The sequence below is a fragment of the Pseudomonas entomophila genome, assembly GCF_013523165.1.
In the GTDB taxonomy this organism is placed as follows: Bacteria; Pseudomonadota; Gammaproteobacteria; order Pseudomonadales; family Pseudomonadaceae; genus Aquipseudomonas; species Aquipseudomonas entomophila_A.
The window spans coordinates 182,811-200,315 of record NZ_JAAMQI010000009.1; the positions used below are offsets into that span (position 1 = coordinate 182,811).

19 protein-coding genes and 1 riboswitch are annotated in these 17,505 nt (G+C 62.6%); of the genes, 8 read left to right on the plus strand and 11 right to left on the minus strand.

The genetic code is table 11. The annotated features are described in order from the left end of the window. The first annotated feature begins 28 nt into the window (after positions 1-28). Entirely contained in the window at positions 29-1,309 is a 1,281-nt protein-coding gene (gene serS / locus G7Z99_RS10040; RefSeq protein ID WP_181093547.1) for a serine--tRNA ligase, read from the plus strand. Continuing rightward, on the plus strand, positions 1,310-2,701 hold the full coding sequence (gene cysG, locus G7Z99_RS10045; RefSeq protein ID WP_181093548.1) for a siroheme synthase CysG: 1,392 nt from the start codon (positions 1,310-1,312) through the stop codon (positions 2,699-2,701). 57 nt (positions 2,702-2,758) lie between these two features. On the opposite strand, the gene G7Z99_RS10050 is transcribed toward cysG, so the two are convergent. The 11 genes from G7Z99_RS10050 to G7Z99_RS10100 all read right to left on the minus strand — a co-directional run bounded on the left by G7Z99_RS10050 (position 2,759) and on the right by G7Z99_RS10100 (position 8,886). Continuing rightward, a complete protein-coding gene (locus tag G7Z99_RS10050; RefSeq protein ID WP_181093549.1) occupies positions 2,759-3,727 on the minus strand; it encodes a glutathione S-transferase family protein in 969 nt (322 codons plus the stop codon). An 81-nt stretch (positions 3,728-3,808) separates the two neighbouring features. Further along, the gene (locus tag G7Z99_RS10055; RefSeq protein WP_181093550.1) at positions 3,809-4,810 is read right to left on the minus strand and encodes a glycosyl transferase family protein; all 1,002 of its coding nucleotides are present in this window, start codon (positions 4,808-4,810) and stop codon (positions 3,809-3,811) included. Further along, positions 4,807-5,142, minus strand: a complete 336-nt coding sequence (locus G7Z99_RS10060; protein ID WP_181093551.1) for a TusE/DsrC/DsvC family sulfur relay protein — start codon at positions 5,140-5,142, stop codon at positions 4,807-4,809. Before G7Z99_RS10060 ends, G7Z99_RS10055 begins: the two co-directional genes overlap by 4 nt. Beyond that, positions 5,139-5,438 carry a sulfurtransferase complex subunit TusB gene (tusB, locus tag G7Z99_RS10065; protein WP_181093552.1) on the minus strand — a complete coding sequence of 100 codons (300 nt, stop codon included), beginning with the start codon at positions 5,436-5,438 and terminating at the stop codon, positions 5,139-5,141. Before tusB ends, G7Z99_RS10060 begins: the two co-directional genes overlap by 4 nt. Next, positions 5,435-5,794, minus strand: a complete 360-nt coding sequence (gene tusC, locus G7Z99_RS10070; protein ID WP_181093553.1) for a sulfurtransferase complex subunit TusC — start codon at positions 5,792-5,794, stop codon at positions 5,435-5,437. The genes tusB and tusC overlap by 4 nt, the downstream gene beginning before the upstream one ends. Before the next feature lies 1 nt (position 5,795). Beyond that, the gene (gene tusD / locus G7Z99_RS10075) at positions 5,796-6,188 is read right to left on the minus strand and encodes a sulfurtransferase complex subunit TusD (RefSeq protein ID WP_181093554.1); all 393 of its coding nucleotides are present in this window, start codon (positions 6,186-6,188) and stop codon (positions 5,796-5,798) included. A 135-nt stretch (positions 6,189-6,323) separates the two neighbouring features. Then, entirely contained in the window at positions 6,324-6,473 is a 150-nt protein-coding gene (locus G7Z99_RS10080; RefSeq protein ID WP_181093555.1) for a hypothetical protein, read from the minus strand. Positions 6,474-6,652: 179 nt separating this feature from the next. Further along, positions 6,653-7,180 carry a GAF domain-containing protein gene (locus G7Z99_RS10085; protein WP_181093556.1) on the minus strand — a complete coding sequence of 176 codons (528 nt, stop codon included), beginning with the start codon at positions 7,178-7,180 and terminating at the stop codon, positions 6,653-6,655. Between the two features lie 148 nt (positions 7,181-7,328). Further along, positions 7,329-7,898, minus strand: a complete 570-nt coding sequence (gene mntP / locus G7Z99_RS10090) for a manganese efflux pump MntP (protein WP_181093557.1) — start codon at positions 7,896-7,898, stop codon at positions 7,329-7,331. Between the two features lie 37 nt (positions 7,899-7,935). Next, a riboswitch (yybP-ykoY riboswitch) is annotated at positions 7,936-8,074 on the minus strand. A gap of 74 nt (positions 8,075-8,148) precedes the next feature. Next, positions 8,149-8,562, minus strand: coding sequence for a GFA family protein (locus G7Z99_RS10095; protein WP_181093558.1), 414 nt, complete (start codon positions 8,560-8,562; stop codon positions 8,149-8,151). Positions 8,563-8,565: 3 nt separating this feature from the next. Then, positions 8,566-8,886: a hypothetical protein gene (locus G7Z99_RS10100; RefSeq protein WP_258196998.1), complete on the minus strand. Its 321-nt coding sequence runs from the start codon at positions 8,884-8,886 to the stop codon at positions 8,566-8,568. A gap of 338 nt (positions 8,887-9,224) precedes the next feature. On the opposite strand from G7Z99_RS10100, the gene G7Z99_RS10105 reads away from it, so the two are divergent. From G7Z99_RS10105 to G7Z99_RS10130, 6 genes are all read left to right on the plus strand, one after another. Beyond that, positions 9,225-9,758 (plus strand): hypothetical protein, encoded by a 534-nt coding sequence (locus tag G7Z99_RS10105; protein WP_181093559.1) that lies wholly within the window; start codon positions 9,225-9,227, stop codon positions 9,756-9,758. 136 nt (positions 9,759-9,894) lie between these two features. After that, complete coding sequence (locus G7Z99_RS10110) at positions 9,895-12,456, plus strand: type VI secretion system Vgr family protein (protein ID WP_181093571.1); 2,562 nt, start codon at positions 9,895-9,897, stop codon at positions 12,454-12,456. Continuing rightward, a complete protein-coding gene (locus tag G7Z99_RS10115; protein ID WP_181093560.1) occupies positions 12,453-14,477 on the plus strand; it encodes a T6SS effector phospholipase Tle3 domain-containing protein in 2,025 nt (674 codons plus the stop codon). Before G7Z99_RS10110 ends, G7Z99_RS10115 begins: the two co-directional genes overlap by 4 nt. Continuing rightward, on the plus strand, positions 14,474-16,162 hold the full coding sequence (locus G7Z99_RS10120; RefSeq protein WP_181093561.1) for a type VI lipase adapter Tla3 domain-containing protein: 1,689 nt from the start codon (positions 14,474-14,476) through the stop codon (positions 16,160-16,162). Before G7Z99_RS10115 ends, G7Z99_RS10120 begins: the two co-directional genes overlap by 4 nt. Further along, the gene (locus G7Z99_RS10125) at positions 16,159-16,428 is read left to right on the plus strand and encodes a PAAR domain-containing protein (protein ID WP_181093562.1); all 270 of its coding nucleotides are present in this window, start codon (positions 16,159-16,161) and stop codon (positions 16,426-16,428) included. Before G7Z99_RS10120 ends, G7Z99_RS10125 begins: the two co-directional genes overlap by 4 nt. A 2-nt stretch (positions 16,429-16,430) precedes the next feature. After that, on the plus strand, positions 16,431-17,505 hold a 1,075-nt coding region (locus G7Z99_RS10130), incomplete at its 3' end, for a type VI lipase adapter Tla3 domain-containing protein (protein WP_181093563.1).

A 17,505-nucleotide genomic window follows, 5' to 3' on the forward strand; every position in this document is an offset into this window, starting at 1 on the left:
CAACACACACCTATAACGAGAGAACGATATGCTCGATTCCAAACTGCTACGTGGCCAACTTCAGGAAGTGGCAGGTCGCCTGGCCTCCCGTGGCTTCACCCTGGATGTCGCGCGCATCGAGTCACTGGAAGAGCGCCGCAAGTCGGTACAGACGCGTACCGAACAGCTGCAGGCCGACCGCAACCGTATTTCCAAGTCCATCGGTCAGGCCAAGGCCAAGGGTGAAGACATCGAACCGCTGAAGGCCGACGTCGACCGCATGGCTGCCGAACTGGCCGCCGGCAAGGTCGAGCTGGAGCAGATCCAGGCCGAGCTCGATGCCATCTTGCTGACGATCCCCAACCTGCCGGACGCCAGCGTGCCGGTTGGTGCCGATGAAGACGAGAACGTCGAAGTGCGCCGCTGGGGCACCCCGCGCCAGTTCGACTTCCCGATCCAGGACCACGTGGCCCTGGGCGAGCTGAGCGGCAAGCTGGACTTCGAGGCCGCCGCCAAGCTGTCCGGTGCCCGCTTCGCCGTGCTGCGTGGCCCGATCGCGCGGCTGCACCGCGCCCTGGCGCAATTCATGATCAACCTGCACACCGCCGAGCACGGCTACGAGGAGGCCTACACGCCTTACCTGGTGCAGGCCCCGGCCTTGCAGGGCACCGGCCAGCTGCCGAAGTTCGAGGAAGACCTGTTCAAGATCAGCCGCGAAGGCGAAGCTGATTTCTACCTGATTCCGACCGCTGAAGTGTCGCTGACCAACCTGGTGGCCGACTCGATCCTCGAGGCCAAGCAGCTGCCGGTCAAGTTCGTCGCCCACACGCCGTGCTTCCGCAGCGAGGCCGGTGCGTCCGGGCGTGACACCCGTGGCATGATCCGCCAGCACCAGTTCGACAAGGTCGAGATGGTCCAGGTGGTGGAGCCGTCCGCGTCCATGGACGCGCTGGAAAGCCTGACCGCCAATGCCGAGCGCGTGCTGCAGGCCCTGGAGCTGCCGTACCGCGTGCTGGCGTTGTGCACGGGCGACATGGGCTTCAGCGCGGTCAAGACCTACGACCTCGAAGTCTGGGTGCCGAGCCAGGACAAGTACCGCGAGATCAGCTCCTGCTCCAACTGCGGCGACTTCCAGGCGCGTCGCATGCAGGCCCGCTGGCGCAACCCGGAAACCGGCAAGCCGGAACTGGTGCACACCCTCAACGGTTCGGGTCTGGCCGTCGGCCGTACCCTGGTCGCCGTGCTGGAGAACTACCAGCAGGCCGACGGCTCGATCCGGGTGCCCGAGGTGCTCAAGCCGTACATGGGCGGCGTCGAGGTCATCCGCTAAATGGATTACCTGCCTCTGTTCCACAAGCTGCACGGCGCCCAGGTGCTGGTGGTCGGTGGTGGCGAAATCGCGCTGCGCAAGGCCCGCCTGCTGGCCGATGCCGGCGCCGCGCTGCGCGTGGTGGCGCCGGAGGTCGACGGGCAACTGGCGGCCATGGCGCGCGAGGGCGGTGGCGAGGTCCAGGTGCGCGGTTATCAGGCCAGCGACCTGGACGGCTGTCGCCTGGTCATCGCCGCCACCGATGACCCGGGCCTCAACGCCCAGGTGTCGGCCGACGCCCAGCTGCGCAGCCTGCCAGTCAACGTGGTGGATGCGCCGGCCTTGTGCACGGTGATCTTCCCGGCCATCGTCGACCGCTCGCCCCTGGTGGTGGCCGTCTCCAGCGGCGGCGATGCGCCGGTGCTGGCGCGGCTGATCAGGGCCCGGCTCGAAGCCTGGATCCCGGCGGCGTATGGCGAGCTGGCCGGCCTGGCCGCGCGTTTCCGGCACAAGGTCAAGACGTTGTACCCGGACGTCAACCAGCGCCGCGGCTTCTGGGAGACCGTGTTCCAGGGGCCGATCGCCGAGCGCCAGCTGGCCGGGCAGGGCGCCGAGGCCGAGCGGTTGCTGCAGGCCATGGTCGATGGCGTGCCGGTGCAGCAGGGAGGCGAGGTCTATCTGGTCGGTGCCGGTCCGGGGGACCCCGACTTGTTGACCTTCCGCGCCTTGCGCCTGATGCAGCAGGCCGATGTGGTGCTCTACGATCGACTGGTGGCGCCCGCCATCATCGACATGTGCCGCCGCGATGCCGAGCGAATCTACGTGGGCAAGCGCCGCGCCGAGCATTCGGTGCCGCAGGAACAGATCAACCGGCTGCTGGTGGAACTGGCCCGTCAGGGCAAGCGTGTGTTGCGGCTCAAGGGGGGCGACCCGTTCATCTTCGGCCGTGGTGGCGAAGAGATCGAGGAACTGGCCGAGGAGGGCATTCCCTTCCAGGTGGTGCCGGGCATCACGGCAGCCAGCGGCTGCTCGTCCTATGCGGGCATCCCCCTGACGCACCGTGACCATGCTCAATCGGTGCGCTTCATCACCGGCCACCTGAAGGACGGCAGCAGCAACCTGCCCTGGTCCGACCTGGTCGCGCCTGCTCAGACCCTGGTGTTCTACATGGGGTTGGTAGGGTTACCGACCATCTGCGCGGAGCTGATCCGCCATGGCCGCGCCGCCAGTACGCCTGCGGCCCTGGTCCAGCAAGGGACGACGCGCAACCAGCGGGTGTTCGTCGGCACCCTGGCTGACCTGCCTGACCTGGTCGCGCGCCATGAAGTGCATGCGCCGACCTTGGTCATCGTGGGCGAAGTGGTGCAGTTGCGTGACAAGCTCGCCTGGTTCGAAGGCGCACAGCACGACTGACCCGTCCAGCATGTGAAAACGCCGCGACCCCTGCCAGGGGATCGCGGCGTTTTCACGTCAGGCCTGGGTACGCCGCCAGATGCCCTGGCCGGGCAGGCGTTCGCGGTCGTGAGGACGCTCGAAGTCCAAGTGCGGCCCCTTGGGCACGATGCCGGTCGGGTTGATGGTGGCATGGCTCTGGTAGTAGTGATGCTGGATGTGCCACAGGTCTACCGTGGCCGCTATGCCGGGCCATTGATACAGCTCGCGCAGCCAGTGGGACAGGTTCGGGTAGTCGACGATGCGGCGCAGGTTGCACTTGAAATGCCCGTGGTAGACGGCATCGAACCGCACCAGCGTGGTGAACAGGCGAACGTCGGCCTCGGTGAGGTAGGCGCCGGCCAGGTAGCGCTGTTGCCCCAGCAACTGCTCCAGCTGGTCGAGTTCGGCGAACAGCGCATCGAAGGCTTCTTCGTAGGCCTGCTGCGTCGTGGCGAAGCCCGCGCGGTAGACGCCGTTGTTGACAGCAGGGTAGATGCGCGCATTCAAGGCGTCGATGGTCGGCTGCAGCGGCGCAGGGTACAGGTCCAGGTCGTTGCCCGTCAGCCCATCGAACGCCTGGTTGAACAGCCGTACGATGTCGGCCGACTCGTTGTTGACGATGCGCTGCGCCTGTCGGTCCCAGAGCACCGGCACGGTGACGCGCCCGGTATAACGCGGGTCGTCCTGGGTGTACCGTTGGTAGAGGTACTGCAGATCGTCCAGCGCATCGCCGCTGGAGCCATGCTTGCGGTCGAACGTCCAGCCTCGCTCGCCCATCAGCCAACTGACCACCGACACACCGATGATCGGCTCCAGCCCTTTCAGGCTGCGCAGGATGAGCGCGCGGTGCGCCCATGGGCAGGCCAGCGACACGTACAGGTGGTAGCGTCCGGCTTCGGCGCTCAGCGCGGTGTCGCGGCGCTGGGCCTCCTCGCGCTGGAAGGCGCCGTCCTTACCGTTTTCGTACCAGTGGTCATGCCACTGACCTTCGATCAACAGGCCCATGTCCAGGCTCCTCCGTCAGGCTCGTCCAGCTTGGAGCCTGAGGTGGGGACGGTCGTTCGGTTTCATCCGATGGCCTGTGGTTCAGGCTGGCGTCGTGCGAGCGTCCCAATACTGGCGAGCCTGGGCGAACGCCGCCTCTTGCGGGTGGCCAAGGCCGCGCAGGGCCAGGGCCATGGTCGAGATCACGGCCAGTTCGCCGTAGCTGTCGTGTCGTTCACCCCGCCAGACCGCCAACAGCACGCTGGGGTCGAGGGTGGCCGGCTTGACGTGACGCTGTGCGCTCAAGGCAGGCCATTGATCATCCCACGCCTGGCCATCGGTCGTGCCATAGAGGTGGCTGACGACATCCGGGTTGATCTCGATCTCACCGCCGTCGCCCTTGACCACGATGGCAGGGTCGCCCAACAGGCAACTGGCTTCGCGGTGCACGGCCTGGTAGCCCGGGTGGAAGATGCTTTGCAGCGCGCATCGAGCCTTCAAGGGGTTGAGGACACGTGCCAGCGAATGAACCGGCGAGCGCAGGCCGAGCACGTTGCGCAGGTCGATCAGGTGCTGCAGGCGAGGCGCCCAGTCCTGAAGGGGATGGAACGCCAGCCCGTGCTGGTCGAGCGCGGCCTCTACCGCTGCCCAGTCCCGGCACAGCGGGATCTGCAGCAGGTCGAGCAATTGCTCGGTGTACAGCCGTCCTGCGGTGTGCGCGCCAGCGCCATGCATGAAGATACGCACGCCGTTGGCGGCCAGGCATTTGGCTGCCAGCAGGTACCACGGCAGGTGACGCCGTTTGCCAGCGTAGCTCGGCCAGTCCAGGTCCACGGCCAGGGCAGGCGCCGCGAGCGCACCGCGCACCGCCTCGGTGAAGCCGGCCAGCTCTTCGGGCGTTTCTTCCTTGTGCCGCAGCAGCATCAGGAAGGCGCCCAGTTGCGCCTCCTCGACGTCGCCACGCAGGATCATGTCCATGGCCTGGCGTGCTTCTTCGCGCGAGAGGCCACGGGCGCCACGCTTGCCCTTGCCCAGAATGCGCACGAAGGCCGCGAAGGGGTGTTCCTCAGGGGTCTCGAGGAGAAGCGGAGTGATCGAAGTCATATGCAGTTGGTCGGCTTGGGCAGGCCCGCCAGCTTGGCGGCCAGTTTGGCAGGGGTGCCGTTGAACAGGCGGTTGAGGTAGGCACTGTTGCCCTTGTCCGCGCCCAGGTTCAGGGCGACGTACTTGACCAGGGGGCGGGTGGCCGGGGACAGCGCGTACTGTTCGTGGAAGCGGCGCAGCAGCACGAGGATCTCCCAGTGCTCGGGCGTCAGCGACATGCCCTCGTTCACTGCCAGCGCTTCGGCCACCTCGCGCGACCAGTCTTGCAGGTCGACCAGAAAGCCGTCCTGGTCCAGGGGCACCTGGCGGTCGTTCAGCGTCAATACGTTCATAGCCAGGTGTTGACCTTGTCGTGGCGCAGGGTGAGGTCGACGAAGCCCGGATAATCGAGGCGCTGGGCCAGCTCGCTCACTACGTCGCGGGCATCCAGGTCTTCGGCCAAGGCGAACAGCCGGCCCTGCAGCCCGGCGTCACGCAGCAGGGTGCACGGCGCGGTGCCGCTGCGCAGGGCCTGGACGGCCTCGCCGCACAGCAACAGGGCATCTTCGGCGCCCAGCAGGCGCAGGCAGCTGGACAGGCGCTCGTCGCCGAACGGCGAGTGGGCGATCACATGCAACGTGGTGCTCATAGGGTCATCACCTGGTCGAAGCGGGCAAGCAAGGCACGCAGGCCTGGGGCATCGAGCGTCTCGACCGGCAAGGCCAAGTCATCCTGGGGCACGCCGCGCGCGTCGAGGCTGGCGGCGCATGCGTACAGGTGTTCGACGCCGAACAGAGGCAGCGCCTGGAGGTTGGCCGCCAGGCTTTTCTGCTCCAGCTGCGCAGGCTGCTGACGTTCGAGCAGCTGGAAGACGCCGTCGTCCAGAAAGAGCATGCCCAGCGGCAGATCGAAGGCGCCGCCTGCCAGGGCAATGTCCAGCGCCTCGCGTGCACCCAGGCCGGCCCCAGGGGCCTGGCGGCTGATGATCAACAGGGATTTGCTCATCTCAGTCGCCTCCGAAGCAGATCAGGCGGTCGGCCGACTGTGCCGCTTCGTGCAGCTGGCCCAGCCCCGACAGGACCCAGGGCGCAGGCAGGTTGGCGGCATCGCGTTGGTAGCGGCTGGCTTCCGAGGCATCGAGCACGCCGCGTCGCAGCGCCGCGGCGATGCACACCACGGCGTCAAGCCGGTGCTCGGTGATGAACTGGCGCCACTGGGCTGCACTGTCGAGTTCGTCCTGCGGGGCGACGATGTTGCCCGAGGCGCTATGGACACCGTCCTGGTAGAAGAACAGGCGCTCGATCTGGTGCCCGCCGGCCAGGGCGGCTTCGGCAAAACGCAGGGCGCGGCGCGAGGAGGGCGCATGGGCGGGGGAAAAAACCGCGATGGCGAATCTCATGGAAGGCTCTGTCTGGTAACTGCTGCCATGATAAAGCAAAACCTGGGCTGCCGTACCCCTACGCGTCCCCTGCACCCTGGCGACGCGGCGCCAGGTGCATCGGGCCAGCGACGAGCTGTCGCTGTGACGCGCGAATCATGCCTGGGCCGAGTATTCGACCATGCAGATCCAGCGGTTGTTGTGCCGGTAAGGGGCACGTGTGAAGTGGATGTCTGAGATCAGCGTCAAGCCGCGTTCCTGAAGTGCCTCGGTCAGTTGTACGAGTGTCTCTGCTTCGATGGTCATGGCTTTTTACCTCGTCAGATTGACTGCGTTCATGATTCTTGACTGAGGCGCCACGAGCAGGATTCAGTTTTTTTGGAGCAGTTCGTCGGGTACGAAATAATCGCTACCGCAGGTCATTCGCGCTGAACTTCGGACGTCGATCGGGCGGTTTCGATCACCCGATTCGAGGAGGTTCGACATCAGGCCGGCTGTGCGACCGGCGAGGCCGGCTGGCTCGCGAGGTTGGCGAAGAAGATGCACCCGATAAGGCGAGCGAACAGGTCGAGGGTCTCGGCCAGGTCCGGGTTGTCGAAGCGCGTAGGCTCGGAATCCAGCGCACAAAGCGCGCCATACAAACGGCCGTCCGGCAGGAAGATCGGCACACCGGCATAGCTTTCCAGGTCGAAGCGCTTGACCACGGGCCGGGTGGCGAAGCGTTCGTCCGCGCTGATCTTGGGCACCAGCAGTGCTCGCGGGTCGCGCTTGAACTCGCTGCACAACGTGACTTCCAGCGGCTCGCAGTCACCTTCCTCGATCCCCAGCTCGCCCACGTCATGCACCATGCAGGTGATCCACTCGGTGTCGGTGAACTTGGCGATTCCGGCGAAGCGCATGCCGGTCAATCGGGTGACCAGCCGCAGGATGCTGGTCGTCGCCTCGATCTCGGCAATCGCGGAACGCTCTTCGGGGGACAGGTAGTCATGAGGCTGAAGGGGGGAAGAAGGCATTGAAGAAGCTCCAGAATCCAGTCGGCTAACGTACCTGTTAGCGATCTATGCAGCGTGAGGCATTGGTGTATGGACAGCAAGCGGCGCGCGGCCCAGCGATCGGACAATGGTCGTCGATCAGGGTTCGCGCGCCAAGGGGCTGCGTGTTTCAGGCGGCCGTCGACAGGTGTTCGTAGAGGATGGTGGCCCCGACCAGCATCAGCACCACGCCACCCACGATCTCGGCCCGCTTGCCGACCACCGCACCCAGCACGCGACCCAGCATGACGCCTGCGGTGACCATTACCAGCGTGGCCACGCCGATGGCACCGGCCGCTACCAGAATGTCCACCTCCACGAAAGCCAGGCCCACGCCGACGGCCAAGGCATCGATGCTGGTGGCGAACGCCGTGAGCGCCAGCATGACGAACGAATGCTGGGTGGGCTTCTCGTCGTCTGCATCGTCCTCCTTGAGACCGTTGTAGATCATGTGCAAGCCAAGCGCCACCAGCAGCACGAAAGCGATCCAGTGGTCCCATTGCGCGACATGGCGTGCAGCAGCCTGGCCGATGAGCCAGCCGACGAGCGGGGTCACCGCTTCGATGGCCCCGAAGATCAGCCCCGTGCGCAACGCTTCGCGCCACGTAGGTTTGTGCAGGCTGGAGCCCTTGCCAATGGCTGCCGCGAAGGCGTCCGTCGACATGGCCAGGGCGATGAAGAGAAGGGAAATCAGGCTCACGGTGAGGCATCCGGTCGGGCTGTGAGTCAACGACGCCGCCACACGCCCGACCTTGGGCATGGAAGCATCGCTGGTCTCGCCAACCGTGTGGTGTTCGTGCCATGGCAGGTGGCCAAGAATGTTGACACGAACGCACCTTGACCGTGGTCAAGGGCAGGCTACTCCCCAACAAGGGGCGCTACTGTAACCGGATTTGGAGCGCAAGGCACGCGGGTAGCACGTACCTTGTCGTTCTTGGGCCTGCCGCCATTCAAGAGGCTGTCGAACACTCGCGATCGGGTTGCCACTCTCGGTACTCGAGCAAACCCTCACCGTCCAGCCAGTCCACTGCATGTGCGGTCCAGATATGGAACGCCGGCCGGGCAGGGGGCGCATCGTCCAATGTCGCCACCCGTACGATCATCGCAGCGGCGCCATCCCGCTCGGCTGCCAGGTGCGAGCCGCAGTGGCCGCAGAAGAATCGGCGTTTGCCTGGCGAGGATTCGAACGCTTTCAGGACCTCCGTGCCACGCGTCCATGTGAAGTGATGCCTGAATACGCCTGCCGTGGTGGCATACGCAGCGGCGTGGGTTTTACGACACGTGCGGCAGTGGCAGTGAGTGATTGGCATGTCGATGCTGTCGATCGCATACGCGACGGCGCCGCAGGCGCAGCTTCCTTTCATGGCTCAGGCCTGTCCAGGTGTGAGCAAAGGCGTCACGGCATGCGAAGCCGGCTGGGTCTCGCGATAATCCTGCGATGCTCGAAGCGCCGCAAGGTGCGCGCGGCCCGCCTCCGTGATGGCGTTCTCTCCCTCGTCCGCGATGCGGTAACGCCCGGACGGCAGTTTCGAGATCGAGAACCGCACCCATTCGCTTCTGGAAAGCGCCTCGCCGACCTCGAAACTCATCGCACGCTCCAGTGCGGAAAATTTCGTTTCCCCGATCTTGTACCGCGCGAACGCGATCAACGCCGAATCGAGTGCGTCTTGGCCTACCACCGGTTGCATGTTGCCTCCTGGTCGCAATGGCCCGGTCCATGGGCTGACGATGACGGACCGGGCCGTTCGTTGAGGGGGTGACGCTACTACAAGACGGAAGGCTTCGTTACTGGCTTTGCATCCAGGCTGGATGGGTGGGCAGGTGGTCTGTCGCAGCGTGAAAGCGCTGCGAGAAGGGTCTGCGGATCCGCTGACCGAAGTCTCTCAACGCCCTTGCGACTGGAACCACTGATTGGATTTCTTGGGGTTTTGTACAGAACGCCGACCCTATTTGCAGGCCAATGCGGCATGATCTGCACGGCATGACCGAACCACCAGGCTTCAACCGACTCTTGAAAAGGACTTCCATGCGTACGAAACCTCGCCTTATCACCGCGAACATCGGCCTTTCGCTTGTTTCATTCATTGCATGGCCGCTCGCACTCGCGTTCAGCGGTTTAGCAGTGGCCTCCGATTACACGTGCGATGGCTTCATCGGTAGTTTTGCCGTCAGGCCTGAAGATAAAAGCATCGTCGAGACCTTCCCGCCTCGAGATGAAGTAGTGCTGAAGGTCGTGAAAGATGACGCCGGCTTTGCACTGATGGCCAAAGATAGCGCCTCAGACCAATGGGTGCGCATACCGCTGAAGGTCGGACTGCCCGAGGAGAAAGAGAAAGAAATGCGCGCGGAGGGTGGGACACTGCCTGATCAGCTGACGTGCGCGTTATCGACCGAAGGTCTTTTTCTCTTGCAGTTCTCGGCAGGCAGTGGAGATAACCCGTCCGAAAGCGAGGATCGCGACCGTCGCAGGTATCCACAAAAAACCCCCTACGTGATGTTCGCCCAAGCCGGTTTCGTCGCTGGGGGAGGAGGGCTCTACCGAGTGACGGCGCCAGACTGAGGTGATGCTGCCGATGCAACGAGACGGTTGCTGTCGATGGGACGCCCGTCACAGTTTCTCAAAAGCTGACGAATCCAAGGTTTGATGCCTCTGGCGCCTGTGATACGTTCCGCAGCTTGTTTTACCAAGGAGCAGTATCGTCATGGACTTGACGAAGATCTTCGCACCACAGAACCGCCGGTTGATCAAGCTCACCACCCCCTTTCGAGACGACCAGACGCTGCTGCTGGAGCATTTCAGCGGTCATGAAGGGTTGTCCACGCTGTTCAGCTTCGAGCTGTCCCTGATCAGCCAGGACGCCAGGCTCGAACTCAAGTCGTTGATCGGCCAAGCGGCCCGTCTGGACATCGAGCTGGCCGACGGCGGCGTACGCCCTGTCCATGGGCACATCACCCAGTTCAACCTGCTGGGCAGCGACGGCGGCCTGGCGCGCTACAGTGCGACACTGAGCCCCTGGCTGTGGATGCTGACGCGACGCGTCGATTCGCGGATCTTTCAAGAGCAGACCATCGAAACGGTCATTCGCACCGTGTTCGAGCATTATGGCGCGCTGGCTACCTTCGAGTTTCGCCTGCTCAAGCCGCTCGCTTCCCACAGCTACATCACCCAGTATCGCGAAACCGATCTGGATTTCGTGTTGCGCCTGCTGGAACAAGAGGGCCTGTTCTTCTACTTCGATCACGGCACGGACGGGCACCGCCTGATCATCACCGATGAATCCCAGGCGCTGCAGGCGTTGCCCGAACAACCGCGCATCCGCTACCACAGCGCCGCCGTTACCGAGACCAGCGACGCCATTACCCAATGGCGCAGCCACCGGGTCGTGCAGTCGGGCAAGATGGCCATCCAGACGTTCGATTACAAGCAGCCGAGAAACCTGCTGCCCATCCACATGGACAGCCTCAACGAGCAGGGCGATGTCGCGCCTTACGAAGTGTACGATGTGCTCGGTGCCTACAGTCATCGCCTGCCCGAGCAGGGCGAGGCGCTGGTCCGTCGTCGCCTGGAGGCCATGGAAGTCCAGGCCAAGACCTTCAGCGGCACCAGCAATTGCCGGGCCATGCGGGCGGGCTACACCTTCGAACTGACCCAGCACTTCGACCATGATGAGGGTCCGGCAGACGCTCGCCAGTTCCTGCTCGTGTCGATCGAGCACCAGGGGCGCAACAACTATTTCTCCGATGAGCCTGCAGGTTACGACAACCAGTTCGTCTGTATTCGCCAACGCATCCCTTACCGCCACCCGATCACCGTGCCGCGCCCGACCATCAATGGGCCGCTCACTGCGATCGTGGTCGGCCCGGAGGGTGAAGAGGTCTACACGGACGCGCTGGCGCGGATCCAGGTCCGTTTCCACTGGCAGCGCAGCGGCAGCCTGCCGCAGGGGACCACCTGGGTACGGGTGGCGATGCCCAGCGCTGGCAGCGGTTTCGGCCATCAGTTCGTGCCGCGTATCGGCCAGGAAGTGCTGGTCACCTTCCTGGCAGGCGATATCGATCGCCCTGTGGTGACCTCGGTACTGTACAACGCCGAACAGACTCCGCCGCGCTTCAGCAAGGCCTCCGGCCTGCCCGGCAACCGCGCGCTTTCCGGCATCCAGACCCAGGAGCACAAGGGCCGCGGTTTCAACGAGCTGCTGTTCGACGACACGCCGGGTGCCTTGCGTGCCCGCGTCGGCACCACACACCAGGCCACGGCGCTCAATCTGGGCAAGCTCACCGAGCCACGCACCGACGGCCAGGCCAATGCCCGTGGTGACGGTGCCGAATTGCGCACCGACGCCGCGATTGCCCTGCGCGCCGCGCAAGGCATGCTGCTGACCACCTATGCCCGCCGAGACGCCACAGGCGCACAGTTGGACCGTGAGGAACTGCTCACGCTGCTGGCCGAGTGCGGCGAGCTGTTCAAGAGCCTCGGACAGACCGCCGCGGCGCGAGGTGGGGCAGCGGTGGACGGCGAGGGCATGGACGCCTTGAGCCAGGCGCTGAAGCAGTGGCCAGCGCCCGACAGCGACAGCTCGGGCGAGCCCGTCATGGCCGTTGCGGCCGAGGCCGGTATCGCCAGTGCCACCCCTCGCTCGCAAATTCACTATGCCGGTGCCAACCACGACACCACCGCCCAGGACCATCTGCAGTTGACCAGCGGCGCCGCCATGCGTCTGCAGGCCGGCAAAGGCATCAGTGCCTTCGCCCAGGATGAAGGCATCAGCGCCATCGCCAACCGCGGCAAGGTGCTGGTCCAGGCCCAGGAAGACGACATCACCGTCAACGCACAGAAGAACCTGCACCTGTCGGCTGCCGAAGGGGAGGTGGTCATCACTGCGCCAACCCTCCGCCTGGTGGCCGATGATGGCAGTTACATCAAGATCGGCGGCGGCGTCGAAATCGGCAGCCAAGGCAAGGTGACCGTCCATGCCAGCGAGCACGACTGGGTCGGCCCCCGTACCGACAGCGCCCCGTTGCCTGCCTTCACCCGCGACCCGGCGGCGCAGCGCCTGGCCTTCCACTACCCGGGACACGCCGAAGACAGTGTGCGCATGGCCGTCGACCACGCCTACCAGATCAAGCTCGATGACGGCAGCACCGTGCAGGGCCTGACCGACGCCAACGGGCTCACCGAGCACGTCGAGCGCGAAGCGATGCACCAGGCACACGTGGCTGCCCTGCGCAGCACCGGCAGAACAGGAGGCAACCAATGAGTGGCGAACAGCACACGGTGGCCGAACGCGTCACTCGACTGGTCCCCAACTTCAACAGCGAACGCAAGCTGGAGGTGCCTGCCGATCTGCCAGGCGTGGTGATCTTCCTGCATGGCGTGAACGATCCGGGGGCTTCGTACGAGTCGGTGGAGACGGGGTTGTGTCAGGGGGTGAACGAGCGGCTGGATCGGCCTGATCTGAAGGCGGGGCGGTATGGGGCTGATTACAGTGCTGCAAAAGATACGCCGGCTGAGGAGCGCGATCAGGCTCACGAAGCCACACTCGACGATCCCGATACGTTTCTTTATAAGCGAGACGCGGACGACCCCAAAACTCGCAGCCTCATGATCCCGTTCTATTGGGGCTATCGCGCCGAGCCCGGCGAGATAAGGCGCGACAAGAACGATGACCCGTTCAAGCTTCGCGACCAATACCAGGATGTTTTCGAGAATCGTTTGGACCGGCACTTTGCCAAGGGCGGCGGTTTTTTCACCAATGCCACCAACAACCTACTGGAAATGTACGGTCCAGGCTTTGACGATTACATCCGATATGGCTTACAACCTAGTCTCCCCAACACTCAGTGGATGGGAGAGGGACCACACCGGCGTTATTTCGTGTTCGCAGCTGCCCGTCTGGCCATGCTGGTCAGCGAGATCCGCCGTGTGTCGCCCGATGAAACCATCACCATCATGGGCCACAGCCAAGGCACCTTGATCACCCTGCTTGCCCAAGCCATGCTGATCGACAAGGGCCAGCGCTGTGCCGACACCATCATCATGGTGGACACGCCTTACAGTGTGCTGCCCAGGGCCACACCCAAAGGCCATGACACGCTCGCGACGTTGATCAACATCGTTACCGCGGTTACTCAGGCACCCCATGCCCAGCCGCCGCTTTCCGCGCTCAGGGACAGCAAGACCTATGGCGGTCGTACCGGTCCCAAGTGGTCACCCATGCAAGGCTCCCGCAAGGACAAGGTCGGCAACCTGACCGTCTTTCCCGAACGCGACAACCGCGGCAAGGTGTACCTGTACTTTTGCCCGCAGGACACCACCGTTGCGCTGGATAAAATGGAGGGCATCGGTACCTATGGTGTACCCAATGCCTTGCCTGATGGCAAGCCGGCAATGAAGGCGTTGCAGTCCTTGCGCTTCTATCAGCGCATGTGGACAAAGCGTCATCGCAATGGCGAGCCAGTACTGGTCGGTCAAGCCATTCAGCAAACGCTGCTACGCGCCGAGGGAGAACCTCGTTACCCCGGCGGCTGGACGATTCCCAGCGTGGCCTCGCAAGCGCCGATGATAAACGGTCATGAACGTTTGATTAACGCCGAGCCCTTGAGTCCGCCCCATGCGCCACAGCTGTTTGGCGGCGAGGCAGTAACCGGCACACCCACCCAGGCAGGGCTGGACAGCCCGGACGACGTGAGCATCTGCGCAGCGCTGGGCAATCCGAGTGCCAGGTTCAGATGGGTCCCAGAGCGTACCATCCGTAACCGAGTCAACCTGACAAAAGAACGTGTCCAGTGGAACGCTAGCAAAGAGCCCGGTGATCAGACTAGAGAGATGCAGATAAGACCTCTGCCGGGCCGTGCTATCGGCATGGGCGCGGATCGATATGTCATTTACCGCGAAGAGACGCCTAACGAAATCAAGGCTCGACTGTCCACAGATCCGAAGGAAATGGACGCTAACAGCTACCACTCGGCCGTTCTGCGTAGTCCGGAGAATCAACGCTGGGTGACGGCGATGGACATTGCGATTGGCCAGGCGCATAGCCTTGATGATCCAGACATGCGAGAAGTGTTGGTGGCGATTGCAAATTGGAGGATAGATAAACTGGACCTCAAGGAAATCAAAGAGCTGCCAGCTTGGTCGCTGCTGAGTGGGGAAGCTCAAGCATTGGTGATTGCCAGCAGTTATTATTATGAACGAGGCGTGTTCCCACCTTCAGGATTGGTCTCGCTGACGCCGCCCTCCATGTTGGCCAATTCACCTGTAAAAGGCGCTGGTCGATGAAGATCGGCTCCCCCTCCTCTAGATCACGGCCCAACCTGAAACCTTATCAGCGCATCGCTGGAATGCTAATTGCGCTCTGGGTCTGCTTCATCTGGATTGTCCAACTCAATGCACAGGAAACCGACATAGTGCTTCGCGACATGAAACCCGTCCTAATCTGGGGCGTTGCCGCGATCGCCGGCTCGCTCCTGCTAATCTTCGGCATTCATTGGTGGGGCAACGCCCTGGCAAATGAAAAAGTAGAGATTGCTACTTATCGAAGCCAAGTAGAGACCCAAAAGGCTGAGCAGCAGGCCATGCAAGCACGGACTTACGCCCTGGAAATTCGCGGGGCGGGGTTAGCAATATACCGAAACGGGCAGTCCAAAATCTGGCAGTTAATAAAGGACAAGAACGACAATTTCTCTTCAATCTACCCGCAGGATGCGAAAGACTATAATCCCTCATTGACATCTAGGCGAAATTCCAGAGACATCAATGTCCGTATAGCATTCAAGAACTCGGCAGGCGACTCAGTGGCGTATTGGCCCATCCCGGTTTTTGCGCTTGGGCCGCCCGATCCCTATGCAAAAGGGTACAGAGCTGAAGACCTGATCAATGCAGGGCGTAATGCCGCGACCTTGGGCGTTACCCAGTTTCTGTGGCAAGACGATGAAAGCACGACCCATGCCCAAGGCATGATCGAACGGCTGTTCACGTTTTTTGACGACAACCCAAAGGTGCCACAAGCCCTGATTGCAAGCTACGACGGTGACGTGACGCGAAACCCGTATCGTAAACCGGGCACGCGGGGTCTGCAAAATGGCCACGTGGTTCCGACCGTCTACGAAAGCATGACCGGTCTATTGGTCACGCGCTCGGATCGAGTGGATCGCTACATTCGCCCATTTGCTACCCATGACGCCGAAGACAATCAGAATAAAAACACGGATCTGGGTAAGTTATGGGCGTTTTACTGGGATCGGGATAGGGCATTTACAGATTGGTATAAAGCCGCTGAGAAGGCCAAGGGTGTTGAAGTCTCAGAAGACCCAAGCACCATGTCCACCGCCTACTGGCAATCCCAACTGCCCACCTTGTGGAAGACCATCAGCAACCGCGGCCCGGGCCATTTCAAACCGTCTCCCTGGCTACCCGTGCGTTGGGCCGAACACCAGCTCAAAGAATTCGATGCAGCACCAGTGCTGGGCTACCTGCACCGCCCGATCAAGGTCTCGATGCAGGACGAAAACGGCCAGCGCCTCAAACCCGCCTTACAGGCCAAGGCCTTGCAAGCAGGCTGGCTCAAGGCGCTGGACACTTTGCCCGATGGGCAAAAACCGGTACGCGTGTTCTACGACACCACCGACAACACCGAAGCGGAAATCGCCCTGACCAACGCCTTGCACAGCCTAAACACCGATGGCCATGGCCTGGACGTGGGCAATGTGGAGGAGGGCTACGACATCGGTCGACGCCTGGGCAATACCGGCGTCAGCAGCGCGCTGGTGGAAATCAATCTGGCCACCATCGCCAGTTACCTCGATGGCGGCGCCAGTGCCGTGGTGTACGCCGGTAGCGATGGCAGCCTCACCGTACAGATGATCAGCCCACCCACTGAGGCACGCAAGGCGAAGAACGAGCAGAATCGTGGCGCTGATCCGTTCATCTATGGGCTTCCCGGTAACGGACCACCCCCGGCATGAGGGCTCCTATCTGCCTGGGGGACCCTACCAACAGCGGCGGCAGCGTGACCTCATGCCAACTGGTTGGTACCCACACCGTCAACGGTAGAACGCCAGCGGTGTTGGGCGACAAGGCCAGTTGCCCGCTTCACGGCGGGGTGTTCGCCTTCGTCGAAGGGCATCTAAGCCGTCGCTTGAATGGTAAGCCTGTAGTGCTGCAGGGCCACAGACTGGCATGCGGATGTCAGGGTGTGGCCAGCCATGCGCTGAATGTGAGTGTGGCGTAGACATGGCACTTCGCAGCCTGAAACCCGCCCTGGCTTGGGGCATTGCAGCGTTTGCCGGCTGGTTGGTGATCTTTGGCATGTGCTGGCGAGACGGCACTCAGGCCTATGAGAGCGCTAAGAGTGCCGCCTATGAAAAAGAGATGGCGGCAAAAATTGCTGAACAGCAGGCCATTCAGGGGCGGAGCTACGCCTTGGAGATTCGGGGAGTGGGTCTCGGACTGCACCAAGACGGCCAGTCTAAAATCTGGCAGTTTATAGAGAAGAAGAACGACAACTTTGCTTCGATTTACTCGCAGGATGCGAAGGACTATGACTCATCATTGATGTCCAGAGAAAACTCCTCACGCATCAAAGTCCGTATCGCGTTCAAAAGCTCGGCTGGTGAGGCAGTAGCGTATTGGCCAGTCCCGGCATTTGCGCTTGGCCCCCCTGATCCCTATGCAAAAGGATATAGAGCAGCAGGTTTAATTAACGCAGGGCGAAATGCGGCGACCTTGGGCGTTACCCAGTTTCTGTGGCAAGACGATGAAAGCACGGACCATGCCCAAGGCATGATCGAACGGCTGTTCGCGTTTTTTGATGACAACCCAAAGGTGCCACAAGCCCTGATTGCAAGCTACGACGGTGACGTGTCGCGAAACCCGTATCGTGAACCGGGTACGCGGGGTCTGCAAAATGGCCACATGGTTCCCACTATCTACGAAAGCATGACCGGCCTACTGGTCACACGCTCGGACCGAGTGGACCGCTACATTCGCCCATTTGCTACCCATGACGCTGAAGACAATCAGAACAAAAACACGGATCTGGGTAAGTTATGGGCGTTTTACTGGAATCGGGATAGGGCATTTACAGACTGGTATAGGGCTGCTGAGAATGCCAAGGGCGTTGAAGTCTCAGAAGACCCGAGCACCATGTCCACCGCCTACTGGCAATCGCAATTGCCCACTTTGTGGAAAACCATCAACAACCGCGGCCCAGGCCATTTCGAACCATCCCCCTGGCTGCCCGTGCGCTGGGCCGAACACCAGCTCAAAGAATTCGATGCAGCACCAGTGCTGGGCTACCTGCACCGCC